At 66.7% G+C, this 12,487-nt stretch carries 11 protein-coding genes; 6 read left to right on the forward strand and 5 right to left on the reverse strand.

The window, feature by feature from the left end; genetic code table 11:
* Positions 1-91 precede the first annotated feature (91 nt).
* Positions 92-556, forward strand: coding sequence for a hypothetical protein (locus tag AC5QAH_RS05855; protein ID WP_019337427.1), 465 nt, complete (start codon positions 92-94; stop codon positions 554-556).
* Between the two features lie 131 nt (positions 557-687).
* Positions 688-1,194 (forward strand): hypothetical protein, encoded by a 507-nt coding sequence (locus AC5QAH_RS05860; RefSeq protein ID WP_019337426.1) that lies wholly within the window; start codon positions 688-690, stop codon positions 1,192-1,194.
* A gap of 143 nt (positions 1,195-1,337) precedes the next feature.
* Here AC5QAH_RS05860 and AC5QAH_RS05865 read toward each other — a convergent pair whose 3' ends face one another.
* Positions 1,338-4,097 carry a bifunctional diguanylate cyclase/phosphodiesterase gene (locus tag AC5QAH_RS05865; protein ID WP_049408904.1) on the reverse strand — a complete coding sequence of 920 codons (2,760 nt, stop codon included), beginning with the start codon at positions 4,095-4,097 and terminating at the stop codon, positions 1,338-1,340.
* 131 nt (positions 4,098-4,228) lie between these two features.
* On the opposite strand from AC5QAH_RS05865, the gene AC5QAH_RS05870 reads away from it, so the two are divergent.
* Entirely contained in the window at positions 4,229-6,331 is a 2,103-nt protein-coding gene (locus tag AC5QAH_RS05870; protein WP_191862403.1) for a sensor histidine kinase, read from the forward strand.
* A 4-nt stretch (positions 6,332-6,335) separates the two neighbouring features.
* Positions 6,336-8,108 (forward strand): EAL domain-containing protein, encoded by a 1,773-nt coding sequence (locus AC5QAH_RS05875; RefSeq protein ID WP_019337423.1) that lies wholly within the window; start codon positions 6,336-6,338, stop codon positions 8,106-8,108.
* 17 nt (positions 8,109-8,125) lie between these two features.
* Here the strand turns inward: AC5QAH_RS05875 and AC5QAH_RS05880 are convergent, their stop codons facing one another.
* From AC5QAH_RS05880 to flgA, 4 genes are all read right to left on the reverse strand, one after another.
* The gene (locus tag AC5QAH_RS05880; protein ID WP_019337422.1) at positions 8,126-9,346 is read right to left on the reverse strand and encodes an ATP-binding protein; all 1,221 of its coding nucleotides are present in this window, start codon (positions 9,344-9,346) and stop codon (positions 8,126-8,128) included.
* A gap of 91 nt (positions 9,347-9,437) precedes the next feature.
* Entirely contained in the window at positions 9,438-9,776 is a 339-nt protein-coding gene (locus tag AC5QAH_RS05885; RefSeq protein WP_010485882.1) for a flagella protein, read from the reverse strand.
* On the reverse strand, positions 9,773-10,078 hold the full coding sequence (gene flgM / locus AC5QAH_RS05890) for a flagellar biosynthesis anti-sigma factor FlgM (protein ID WP_019337421.1): 306 nt from the start codon (positions 10,076-10,078) through the stop codon (positions 9,773-9,775). Before flgM ends, AC5QAH_RS05885 begins: the two co-directional genes overlap by 4 nt.
* Positions 10,079-10,153: 75 nt before the next feature.
* The gene (gene flgA, locus AC5QAH_RS05895; RefSeq protein ID WP_010485884.1) at positions 10,154-10,810 is read right to left on the reverse strand and encodes a flagellar basal body P-ring formation chaperone FlgA; all 657 of its coding nucleotides are present in this window, start codon (positions 10,808-10,810) and stop codon (positions 10,154-10,156) included.
* 180 nt (positions 10,811-10,990) lie between these two features.
* Here flgA and AC5QAH_RS05900 point away from each other — a divergent pair, with 180 nt between their 5' ends.
* Positions 10,991-11,935, forward strand: a complete 945-nt coding sequence (locus AC5QAH_RS05900) for a chemotaxis protein (protein ID WP_010485887.1) — start codon at positions 10,991-10,993, stop codon at positions 11,933-11,935.
* A gap of 156 nt (positions 11,936-12,091) precedes the next feature.
* Positions 12,092-12,487, forward strand: coding sequence for a flagellar basal body rod protein FlgB (gene flgB / locus AC5QAH_RS05905; protein ID WP_010485889.1), 396 nt, complete (start codon positions 12,092-12,094; stop codon positions 12,485-12,487).

Below are 12,487 nucleotides of genomic sequence, written 5' to 3' on the forward strand. Positions count from 1 at the left end.
ATGGCAGCGGCCACCCACCATTTCAGATTTGTTGCATGGTCTGAATCACCGGCTCCGGGCACACTCATCGCTCTCCCTCCTTGACAGCGTCATGGCATTCAATCCGGAAGAAGCGCAAGAAGCCTTCGAACAGTTTCTGATCATCATGGACGATCAGATTGAATGGCTGATCGAGCAGGCGCAGCAGCGCGGCGTCGACCTAGACGGTAGCCTGGAGAGCCTTGATCGCCTCGAAACCCTGTACACGTTGATGGCCGCAACGTTATCGAAGGACGAGCAGGCTGCCTTGAGAGTTGTGTTTGCACGATATCTTGGGGAAACCGTGTGTCAGCATCACGGCGGCAAATGGACTCTCCCACTGGATGATCCCAAGGACATCAGTTTCAACATGCCGGTTATCGTGGGGCATTCATCCTGCCCGTGGCTGGAGTTCAATCCCATCCACACGATGCGAGCCTATTCACTTCGGCCCAAGCCCGGAATGATCCAAAGCGTCGTTGCGCACAGTGTTGCTCCACGGATTCTGGATCTTAGCGATCTGGTGGAAGAGGACTGACGCCAAGAGGCTGCTTGAGTCGCTGGGCGGCCCCACCCGCATGGTGGCTCGGACCGCCTGCCATCCACGCATGGCGTGGATCTACTGTCCGGGCAGTGGCATGATCCACCGATCCCGATCATGGAAGACCGATGGCCATCGCCCTGATCGCACTCCTGCTGATCGAGACCGTCCTTCTGATGGCCTGGGTGGCCGGTTATTTCAGCTGGGGCATCACCGTGTTCAACGAACGCATCGCGGCGTCACCGGCCATGCAGGCCCGGCTCTCGCTGGGCAGCCTGGAACGTGACCTGCCGCGGGACAAGTGGCTGCGACTGGCCTTCCATGCGCTGCCTGACGGCAGCATGGCGTTCCGCGAGAGCTTCGCGCCGAGCTTCGGCCTGCGCTACTTCCCCGTGATGCGCGGTCGCATCGTACTCAACACGCGACGGCACGAGGTGCGGGTGATCGGACTGTGCAGCTGGTTCGTGGCCATCCTGTCGCTGTTGCTGTTGCCGCTGGTGGCGATGCGCCCGATGGTGGCGCCCATGCTGCTGGTGCTGCCGCTGTTCCTGGCCAGCTATCTGGTCCAGAAGCGGCGCTATGCGGCCATCGTCGAAGCGCTGCGCATGCAGTTGAAGGCGGAGTTCCCAAGGTAGATCCACCCCATGCGTGGATGGTCGCGCGTGCAGGAGGCATTCGTGCCGACCAAGGTCAGCAGCCACCAAAACGGGTTGCGGTAGATCCACGCCATGCGTGGATAGACACAGCAGCCAAGGTCAGTTCCAACCAGTGCAGCTGATCAGCGCGCCAGCACCACTTCCCCGCTGGCATCGGTACGCAGCGAAACCGGCTGTGGCTGGCGCAGCCACTGCGCCAGGTCGCGCGGGCTGAGCGGGCGCGAGTACAGGTAGCCCTGGATCTCGTCGCAGCCCTGGCGGCGCAGCATGTCTTCTTCCTGGTGTGTTTCCACGCCCTCGGCCACCACCTTCATGCCCAGCGCGTGGCCCAGGTGCACGATGGCCTGGGTCACTTCGGCCGTGCCCGAATCATGCAGCATGCCCTGCACGAAGCTGCGGTCGATCTTCAGGCGGCCCACCGGGAAGCGGTTGAGATAATTGAGGTTGGAGAAGCCGGTACCGAAGTCATCCACCGCCAGCGGCACGCCGTGCCGTTCCAGCACATCGAAGCAATGGCGCAGGATGTCGGTGTCACGGATCAGTGCCGACTCGGTCAGTTCCAGTTCCAGTCGCTGCGGTGGCCAACCATGGGCGTGGCAGATCTCGATCACGCGCTCGGCGAAACCACGGTCACGCAGCTGCACCGCGGAGACATTCACCGCGATGCGGTCGAAGCGCAGGCCGGCGCGGTCCCAGGCGGTGGCCTGGCGGCAGGCTTCATTCAGTACCCAGTCGCCGATGCGCACGATCTCACCGCACTTCTCGGCAATCGGAATGAACTCGGCCGGGCTGCAGTAGCCGATCCCGGGCCGGTGCCAGCGCAGCAGCGCCTCGATTGCAGGTGGCTCGCCGTGGTGGGCATGCAGCAGCGGCTGGTAGGCCAGGCTGAACTCTTCGCGCTCGATGGCGCCGTGCAGGGCGTGCTCAAGCTCCAGCTTGCGCTGGATGCGGGCCAGCGCGTCCTGACTGTAGTACTGGTAGGTATTGCGCCCGGCTTCCTTGGCCGCGTACATCGCGGCGTCGGCAGCACGCAGCAGGGAATCAAAGTCGGTCTGCGCATCGCCCAGCATCGCGATGCCGACGCTGGCGCCGACCTTCAACGTGGTCTCGCCACGGCGCAGCGGCTCGGCCAACGAGGCGATCAGCTTGCGCGCCACGTGGCCGGCGTCTTCCGGCTCGGCCAGGTCGCGCAGCACCACGATGAACTCGTCACCACTGAAGCGGCCAAACAGGTCGTTGTTGCGCAGGTTCTGGTGCAGGCGCGTCGCAGCGGCCTTCAGCAGCGCATCACCGGTGGCATGACCGAAGCTGTCGTTGATGGTCTTGAAACCGTCCAGATCGATGAACAGCATCGCCAGCGAGGTGCCACGGTCGCGCGCTTCCTCGATGGCTTCTGCCGTCTGTTCGCCGAGCAGCACGCGATTGGGCAGGCCGGTGAGCAGATCGTAGTGGGCCAGCAGCTCGATGCGCTCATTCGCCTCGCGCTCGCGGGTGATGTCACGGAACAGCACCACGAAGCGCGGCGGCAGTCCGTCGCGACGGTCCAGCTCGATCAGCACCTGCACCCACACGCGCAGACCGGACTGACGGTAGAAGCACAGGTCCAGCTGTTCGGGCAGCCCGCCGCCGGCAATCCGGACCAGCGCGGCGTCGAAGGCATTGCGCGAATCTTCGGTGTACAGCGCCAGCGCCTGGTCGAGGGTGATCGGCTCCTTGCGCAGGCCGTGGATGCGATAGCACTCCTCGGTCCACTGCATGTGCCGGGTCTGCACCTCGATCTCGCAGCCGCCGATGCGGCCCAGCGCGGAGACGCGGTTGAGCAGCTCGGTACGCCAGCGGATCAGCGCATCGGTCTGGTGCTGCTCGGTGATGTTCTGCACCTGGCCGAGCAAGCGCTTGGGCTGGCCATCCATGTCCAGCAGCGGCTGCATCCACAGCCGCAGATGCTGCGACGGTTCGTGGCCGCGGGTCAGTTCCAGTTCGATGTTGGCGGCCCGGCCATCACGCCACAGACGCCGCCAGGCTGCACGCAACGCACCCCGCGAGCGCGGATGCAGCTGCTTCAGCCAGCGGCGCTGGCCGGGCGCGCTGCCCTGCTCCAGCGCCAGCATCGAGCGCAGTTCCGGCGACCACCAGAAATGACCACTGTTGGGGTCGAACGACCAGCTGCCCATGCTGGCGATGCGCTGGGCCTCGCTCAGGTGCAGCTGCTGTTCCTGAAGCAGCCCTTCCAGCTGCTTCTGTTGTTCGATATCGGTATGCGTGCCGACCATGCGCAGCGGCTGGCCATCGGCGGTGCGCGCGACCACGCGCCCGCGGTCCAGTACCCAACGCCACTGGCCATCGGCCTGGCGGAAGCGGAATTGTGCGCTGTACTGCTCGCTCAAGCCACGCAGATGCTCGTCCAGTGCGACCCGCACCTGGGCGATATCCTCGCTGTGCACGCGGGCCAGGATCTCGGTGGCGGTTTCGTCACCCAGCGCCGGGGTGCGCACCACACGGTCGCTGGGAATGTCCCAGTCCCAGAGGCTGTGCCCGGCACTGTCCAGCGCCAGCTCCCAGCGCCCACCGCCGCCAAGCGGCACCGGTTCGGGAATGCTCAGCGTGAAGGCCAGCAGATTGCCGGCGCCATCGTGCACGGCCCGCAGGTGGCCGTCGTAGTGCCCGTGCGGGCCACCCGGCAGCGTGCAGGCCACGATGCCGCCATCGGCGGCCATCAGGCGCAGATCTTCCAGCATCGGCGCATACGCAGCCACGGTAGCCGGCAAGCCGTGCTCGCGCGCAGCCGGATTGGCCGCCAGCGGGCGGCCCGTGCGGTCGACGATGACCAGCGCCGACGCAAGCGGGTGCTGCAGCAGGCTGGCGATGATCCCTTGGTCCACGCGATCTTGCTCCGGATGACACGCCCGTCAGCGGGGCACGCAGTGGTTAACGGCGCCTGCGGCGGATAATTGAGTGGTCTGGGCGCACCTGCGCGGTAAGATGGCCGGCGCCCCTTTCTTCCGCCCTGTCCATGCCCGCAGAACCGACCGGCAACGCCCCAGTTCCCGACCCGCGGATGGCGCAGGCGCTGAGCCGCGACCGGCGCCGGGTGGTGCTGAGCTACCTGGCGATGGCGCTGGCCTGGATGATCTCCACCGACAGTGCGGTGCAGGCACTGGTGCCTGACCCGCAGCAGGCGGCCTTGTGGCAGGGCCTGAAGGGCTCGTTCTTCGCCCTTGCCAGTGCGGGCCTGCTGTATCTGCTGCTGCGCCCGCTGGCCGAGCACGTGCTGCACACCCATGCACGCCAGCAGGCCTCGGAGCTGCGCCTGCGGCAGATGTTCGAAGGCAACCCCGGCCCGATCCTGGTCTATGACCTCGATACGCTGGCGATCCTCGATGCCAATCCGGCGGCCTGCACCGCCTTCGGCTGGGACCGTGACGAACTGCTGGAGCAGACCATCGACGCGTTGTGGCCGCCAGGCCAGGACCAGGCACTGCAGACCAAGCTGGAGGCGATCCGCGAGGCACCAGAGGAACTGTGCATCCTGCGTACCCAGCTGCAGCTGCGTGACGGCTCGCTGCGGCAGATGGAGCTGCGCTCCAACGCCATCAGCTACGACGGCCACAACGCCCGCTTGTTGATTGCCATCGACCGCACTGCGGAGGATCTGGCGCAACTGCGCCGCGACCAGGCGCTGGCCCGGGTGGAAGAAGCCCACGAGCTGGCCCGCATCGGCGCCTGGGAGCTGGACCCGTCCACCGGGCTCGGCCGTTATTCCAATCAGGTCTACCGCCTGCTGGGTCGCCGCCCGCCCGAGGCCCGGCGCTGGCATCGCTTCGACGAACTGCTGGTGCCGGCCGATCCGGCCACCGCTACCCAGACCGAACAGCTGCTGGCCGAACTCTGCTCCGGCGATCCCGTGCACGTGGACGTGCTGCTGCCGCTGTTGTCGATGGATGGCCGCGCCTTGATGGTGCATCTGCGTGCTGCCAGCGGCATCGACGAGGCCGGCCGCAATCGCGTGCTGGGCACGCTGCAGGACGTGACCGAGCGTGAGCAGTCGCGACGCCTGCTGCGCGAGCGTGAGGAGCAGTTCCGCGAGCTGGTACGGGTACTGCCCGATGGCGTGGTGATCCTCTCCGAAGAACACGTGTTGTACGCCAATGCCTGGGCCGCCAGCCTGTTCGGCTATGGCAGCCACACCCTGCTGGGCGAGCCGCTGTCGGCACTGGTGGGCAACGCCGATCTGTCCCGCGTGCGCAGCCAGCTGCGTGCCGGCCAGCCCCACCTGGGGCCCGGTCACAGCAGCGTGGTGGCGATGCAGCGCGCTGATGGCCGCAGCTTCCATGCCGGCCTGGCGGTAGGTGAAGTGCGTTATGGCGGACGCGACTGCAAGCTGCTGATCGTGCGCGACCTGAGCGATTCCGAGCGGACCCGCAGTGCGTTGGAAACCAGCAACCGTGAACTGCAGGCGATGGCCGGCCGCCTGTTCTCGCTGCAGGAGGATGAACGCCGCGCGATCTCGCGCGATCTGCACGACGACATCGGCCAGGCGATCACGGCGATCAAGTTGTCCGCCTACGCAGCACAGGACGAAGATGATCCGCAGCGCCGCGCCGAGGATCTGGCGCAGATCGTCAGCCTGGCCGATACCACGGTGGCCAAGCTGCGCGACATCTCTACCCTGCTGCGCCCGCCGCAGCTCGACGCGCTGGGCCTGGAAGCAGCCTTGAGCTGGCAGGCACGGGTACTGTTCCGTTCGTCGCCGGTGGAACTGCTGGCCGAGATCGAGCCCCTGCCGCACCGTCCCGACAACAGCATCGAGCAGGCCTGCTTCCGTATCGCGCAGGAAAGCCTGACCAACGTATTGCGCCACGCCCGTGCCAGCCAGGTGCAGCTGCAGCTGCGCGATGTCGGCCAGCGCGGCCTGCACCTGCAGATCCGCGACGATGGCGAGGGTTTCGACCCCGATGGTCCGCGCGGGCTGGGCCTGATCGTGATGCGTGAGCGCGCGCAGAGCGTCGGTGGCCATGTGCGGATCGAATCCGCGCACGGCGAAGGCACGCTGATCGACGTCCACCTCCCCTACCAGGCGGCCAGCATGGCCGCCGCTGAGTCACCGGAATACTGAGCCTATGTGGAATCCCAACCAGCCCCCGGTCAGCATCGATGATGCGCCTGATCGCCTTGGCGCCGGCAACCCCGAGCTGCAGGTAATGGTCGCCGAGGCGGCCTCGGGCGGCACCGCACTGATGCTGATGCATGTCGACATCGACCACTTCGCTTCGGTCAACGAAAACATGAGCGCCGAGGTGGGTGACCAGGCCCTGGCGCTGGTGGCGCAGCGGTTGCAGTCCTACCTGCGCGGGCGCGGCAAGCTGTGGCGCCACGGCAGCGATGAGTTCCTGATCGCCGTGCCACGCACGGCCGACGTGCCGCTGCCGGAGGACTTTGCCGAGGAGATCCGGCAGCAGATGGAGCTGCCCCTGTCGGTGCTGCCGTATACGTTGTTCATGACCGGCAAGCTGGGCGTGAGCCTGTGCCCGGACCATGCAAGCAGCGCCTCACGCCTGCTCGATCATGCCGAGGATGCGCTGTACCAGGCGGCCCGCGAAGGCGGCAACGCGGTGCGCATCCACGCCGTGGACACGCCGCCGAGCGCGCACAGCGAGAGCATCATCGCGCGCCAGATCGTCGACGCGATCCCCAATGGCGAGCTGAAGCTTCGCTACCAGCCGCTGGTCAGTGCCCGCGACGGCCACGTGGTGGGCATGGAGGCGCTGCTGCGCTGGCAGTCGCCGACGCTGGGCATGCTGGTGCCGGAGCGCTTCATGCGCACCGCCGAACGGCTGGGCATCATCGTGCAGATCGGCACCTGGGTGCTGGAGGGCGCGCTGAAGCAGGCCCGCCTGTGGCGCGACCAGGGCTTCGACGACTTCACCATCGCCGTGAACGTCTCCACCCTGCAGTTGCTGCGGCCCAACTTCTTCGCAGAAGTCATGGGCCTGATCCAGGCGGCGGGCGTGCCGGCGCAGATGCTGACGCTGGAGATCAACGAAAGCGCGCTGACCAACAACGTCAACTTCGTGCACGAGACGCTGGCCAACCTGCGCAACGAAGGCATCAGCCTGAGCCTGGACAATTTCGGCACCGGCGATTCCAGCCTGAGTGCGCTGGTGCGCTACCCGGTGGACAAGCTGAAGATCGACCGCAGCTTCATCAAGAGTGCGCCGGCCGGTAACCGCGAAGCGGCCATCGCCCGTGCGATCATCGCCATGGGCCACCAGCTGGGCATGACCGTGATCGCCAACGGCGTGGAATCGCAGGCGCAGCTGGGCTTCCTGCGCCGCAACGACTGCGACGTGTTCCAGGGCTACCTGTTCGGCGAACCGATGTCGGCCGATGCCGCCGGCATGACCCTGCGCCGCCGCTACCTGCGCCCGGAGGCCTTTGCCGAGACCCGTCCCGACCGCACGCTGCTGTTGCTGGACGACGAGGAGAACGTGCTGCGCTCGCTGGTGCGCCTGTTCCGTCGCGATGGCTACCGCATCCTGGCCGCCGGCAACGTGCGCGATGCGTTCGACCTGCTGGCGATCAACGACGTGCAGGTGATCCTGTCCGACCAGCGCATGAGTGACATGAGCGGCACCGAGTTCCTGGGCCGGGTGAAGATGCTGTACCCGGACACGATCCGCCTGGTGCTGTCCGGTTACACCGATCTGAACACCGTGACCGACGCGATCAACCGCGGTGCGATCTATCGCTTCCTGACCAAGCCGTGGAACGACGACGAGCTGCGCAAGCACATCCACCAGGCGTTCCGCACCTATGAGGAGCAACGCCGCAGCAACGCCGGTCCGGCGCCGGTGGAAAGCGGAGATGGCGGTGAGGATCGTCCGCTGCGGTGACCCACATGTAGAGTCGATCAGCGCGGCTGCTTCACCGGCAGCACCACGCGGAAGCGCGAGCCCACGCCCGGGGTGCTGTCCAGGTCGATGCGGCCGTGGTGCTTGTTGATGATGCTGTAGGAGATCGACAGGCCCAGGCCGGTGCCGCTGCCAACGGGCTTGGTGGTGAAGAACGGATCGAAGATGCGCTGGCGCAGTTCCGGCGAGATGCCGCCGCCGGTGTCCTCGAATTCGACCCACACGTGATCGCCATCAACGCCGGTGCGCACCGTGATCGTGCCGCGCTCGGCGATGGCATGGCCGGCGTTGAGCAGCAGGTTCATGTAGACCTGGTTCAACTCCGACGGCAGGCATTCCACCAGCGGTAGCTGGCCGAACTCCCGCACCAGGGTGACCTTGTACTTCAGCTCGTTCCAGATGATGTTGATGGTCGATTCCAGGCCTGCGTGCAGGTCGACCAGCTTCCACGATTCGTCGCGGCCGGAATACGAGAAGTCCTTCAGGTCACGCACGATGCGGGTGACCCGCTCGATGCCTTCGCGCGATTCAGCCATCAGCTGCGGCAGGTCACGGCTGATGAAATCGATGTCCAGACGGTCACGGATATCGTCGATTTCCGGAATCAACGCCTTCGGGTCCGGCGCGCGCAGGGCGCGTTCGTAGGCTTCGATCACCGTGAACAGGCTGCGTAGGTATTCCTGCAGGCTGCCCAGGTTGGAGTGCACGTAGCCGATCGGGTTGTTGATCTCGTGCGCGACGCCGGCAGCAAGCTGGCCGATCGAGGCCATCTTTTCCGACTGCAGCAGCTTTTCCTGGGTGCCGTTCAGGCGCAGGTAGGCCTGGCGCAGCTCGGCATGGCGCTGCTGCAGCTCGCGCTCGTAGTCTTCCTGCCCCTCGATATGGCGGAACAACGCCAGGAAGTGCCCCTGGCCCACCGGGCCGTGGTGATACAGATGGGCGATGACCACGCCCTCGCCCAGCGGCAGGCTGCCATTCCAGTGACCATGCTGGCGCGCCTGTTCCAGGGCATCGGGCGGCAGCAGTTCACGCAGGCGCTGCGGTGGTGGCAGACCGCCACCCTCGCCGCTGGCCAGCAGGTTCTGCGCGGCCGGATTGGCCAGCGCCACCTGCCCGTCTTCAGTGAACAGCAGCAGCCCTTCGCGCAGGCGCTCAAGCAGGGCCTGCAGCACCGGCTGTGGCGGAAGGGGGGCGGTAACCAGGGCGTTGGCAGCGGACACGGCGACTCGGGGCATTCGAACAGGCGCCCAATATACGCGGTCACGCAGCGGGCTTCAGCCCGCAGGAATGGGTTGTGCGACCGCCGTCGCGTCAGGCGACGGCGAGTGGACGGCGCGCAGTGACGGTGTGCGCCTGGCCCTTGGCATCGTAGGCCGAGGCATCTTCGGTGCGGCCGAGCTGGCGCAATGCCCAGTTGACCTCGCGGCGGCGGCGCGACAGCAGTACGCCGTTGGCGCGGTTGCGCTCGGCCAGTTCCTGCAGCTGTTCGCCCTCGCCCACCGGCGGCGCGCCTTCCAGCGCACGCAGCGCCTCCAGCTTGGCGCCGGTGGCCCGAATCAGGGCGTGCACGTCGTGCTCGACCAAGGCCTGGCGTTCAACGTCCAGGGCCTGGGCAAGGCGCTGCAGCGGCTCGCTCATCGCCGCGGTCATCCGTGCAGCTGCTGGTCCAGCTCGAGCATGCGCGATGCGATCGCGTCCGGATTGATCTTGTAGGTGCCGTTCTGCAGCGATTCGCGCACGGCGGCCACGCGCTGGGCGTCGATCGCCGGGGCGGTGGTCAGCTCACGCTCGATGGCCTGCAGATTGGTGGCCTCGCCGGTCAGGCGCAGGCTGTCGGCCGCTTCGACCGGACGTGCTGCCGCATCGGTGCTGACGCCGGGCTTGTTGGCCGGGGTCGTCACGCTGCGCAGTGCCTGGGGGACCTGCAGGTTGCCGTCGATTTTCTGGCTCATGGGGTGTCCTGGAGTTGCCGTTCACAAGGGATAACGGCCGCAGGGCCGTGATCTTTAGGGATATTTTGCGGTAAATCAACGCGCCACGATTACGTCACCGGCGGCATCGACCGTGCCTTGCACGATCCGCCGCGAGGACAGGTTCTCTACCGAGACCCGTTCGTTTTCACCGGCATCGCCCATCGCGCGACCGGCAATGCGGACCTCGACCGAGCCGCGACGCGATACCAGGGCCACATTGTCTCCCCTCTTGATGAGACGCTGCACCACCAGATCGTTGTTCGACAGCAGGGCTCCGGCCTGCAACGGACGGCGGGCGATGCGGCCGATCGCCGCGTTGGGATCGGCCAGCACTGCACCGGCAATCCGGGCGGCGTCACGCTGGGCAGTGGTGATATCGGCGGCGGTGAGGGTTTCTCCAGTGCCGATTCCACGATTGAGCACCAGCACGGTCTGGTTGCGCCGTACCTTCACCGGCACGAACAGGCGCCAGCCACCGGCATCGGGGCAGCTGACTTCGACCGTGGTGTTGGCGGTGGGCTGCACCTGCAGCGCGCCACCACACCTGGGCAGGCGCAGCGCATCGGCCACCTGGGCCTCGCCCTCGCTGCCGGCCGGCAGCGTCGACAACGCCGCGGCGCGAATGCTGGCCACCGGCTGCCAGTCGGCGGCAACCGCCCACGGCGAGGCCAAGGCCAACGCGATGGCGAAGAGAGATGTGACCCGGCGCATGGCGCCTCCTGTCGATGGGATCTGGCCCTGGTGCGTGCAAGGGGTGTGCCAGATGGGCAGAGCTGCGTTTTGTAGAGTCGAGCCTCGGTCGAACATGGCGCGACGCCACAATTGCGGTGCGGACCACGCGGGCGGCAGAGCGCCCTCAAGTTCCGCCACTGCGGCGCCGATACAGCAGCCATGTCCCATGACCTGCTCAACCGGATCGACCAGCGGACCCGACTGGCCGGCCACAATCGCCTGGCGCTGCTACTGTTCCGTCTCGGCGGACGTCAGCTTTTTGGCGTCAATGTCTTCAAGGTGCAGGAGGTCCTGCGGCGCCCGGAGCTGTTCCAGGTGCCCGGGCTGCCCAGCCAGTTCTCCGGCGTGGCCGACGTGCGCGGCCGTTCGGTGCCGGTGCTGGACCTCGGGCTGGCGATCGGCCATCCCGAGCGCGAGCCCGATGCGGACACCTCGCCCGGCTATCTGGTCGTCACCGAATTCAACCGTTCGATCCAGGGCTTCCTGGTCAGCGGCGTGGAGCGCATCGTCAACATCGCGGTGGAAGACATCCACCCGCCGCCGGAACTGGGCGCCGAATCGAGCTACCTGACCGCGGTGACCCGCTTCCAGGGCGAGCTGATCCAGGTGATCGACGTGGAAAGCGTACTGGCCGACATCGCCCAGGTCCGTGGCGAAGCGGTGCTGGACCCGACCATGGCAATGCCGGCCGACGGCCCGCAGCTGCAGGTGCTGGTGGTGGACGACTCGCGCGTAGCCCGCCAGCAGATCCGCAGCGTGCTGGACCAGCTGGGGGTGGGCGCCACCCTGCTTTCCGATGGCAAGCAGGCACTGGACCACCTGCTTCAGATCCATGCCTCCGGCGAGAACCCGGCCGAGCGCTACGCCATGGTCATCTCGGACATCGAGATGCCGGCCATGGACGGCTATACGCTGACGACGGAAATCCGGCGCCATCCGGGCCTGGCCGGCCTGTACGTGCTGCTGCACACCTCGCTGTCGGGCGTATTCAACAATGCGATGGTCGAGCGCGTCGGCGCCAACGCCTTCGTCGCCAAATACTCGCCTCACGAACTGGCTGACTTCGTGCTGGACCGCCTGCGCAAGGTCGCGATGGCGGCGTAGGGCCGCGTCACGGGTCTCCGCCGGGCATGGCCCGGCGCTACCACAACCTCCCCGACCCCTGGGCTAGCGCCGGACCATGCCCGGCGGACGCGATGTCGCGCGTGCTTTGGCACACCCCTTGCAGCTTCCCGGGCAACGTTCCCGTGGGAGTGCACCGTGCGCAACCTGATTACCGACTACCTGGGCGTCCACGCCCAGGCCATGCCGTTGCGCGAACAGCGGATGAAGCTGATCGCCAGCAACCTCGGCAATGCCGACACTCCCGGCTACAAGGCCCAGGACCTGGACTTCGATGCCGCCCTGCGCCATGCCCAGGGGCAGGATGCCAACGGCCTGATGACCACCACCAACGAGCAGCACTACGAAATCAGTAGTGGCCTGAATCCGTTCCAGATCGCGCGCGACGGCGTACAGCCCAGCCTGGACGGCAACACCGTCGATCCCGATGCCGAGCGTGCCGCCTATGGCCGCGCCGCACTCGAATACCGCGCTTCGCTCAGCTTCGTCGAGAGCAAGGTGCGTTCCATGCTGACCGCGATCACGGGGCAATAA

It is taken from the genome of Stenotrophomonas sp. YJH_SMC_43 (genome assembly GCF_059372535.1).

Excerpts from the sequence above, each read along its gene's own strand:
- AC5QAH_RS05855 (WP_019337427.1), top strand. The coding sequence starts at position 92 with ATGGCATTCAATCCGGAAGAAGCGCAAGAAGCCTTCGAACAGTTTCTG.
- AC5QAH_RS05860 (WP_019337426.1), top strand. The coding sequence starts at position 688 with ATGGCCATCGCCCTGATCGCACTCCTGCTGATCGAGACCGTCCTTCTG.
- AC5QAH_RS05870 (WP_191862403.1), top strand. The coding sequence starts at position 4,229 with ATGCCCGCAGAACCGACCGGCAACGCCCCAGTTCCCGACCCGCGGATG.
- AC5QAH_RS05875 (WP_019337423.1), top strand. The coding sequence starts at position 6,336 with ATGTGGAATCCCAACCAGCCCCCGGTCAGCATCGATGATGCGCCTGAT.
- AC5QAH_RS05885 (WP_010485882.1), bottom strand. The coding sequence starts at position 9,776 with ATGACCGCGGCGATGAGCGAGCCGCTGCAGCGCCTTGCCCAGGCCCTG.
- flgM (WP_019337421.1), bottom strand. The coding sequence starts at position 10,078 with ATGAGCCAGAAAATCGACGGCAACCTGCAGGTCCCCCAGGCACTGCGC.
- flgA (WP_010485884.1), bottom strand. The coding sequence starts at position 10,810 with ATGCGCCGGGTCACATCTCTCTTCGCCATCGCGTTGGCCTTGGCCTCG.
- AC5QAH_RS05900 (WP_010485887.1), top strand. The coding sequence starts at position 10,991 with ATGTCCCATGACCTGCTCAACCGGATCGACCAGCGGACCCGACTGGCC.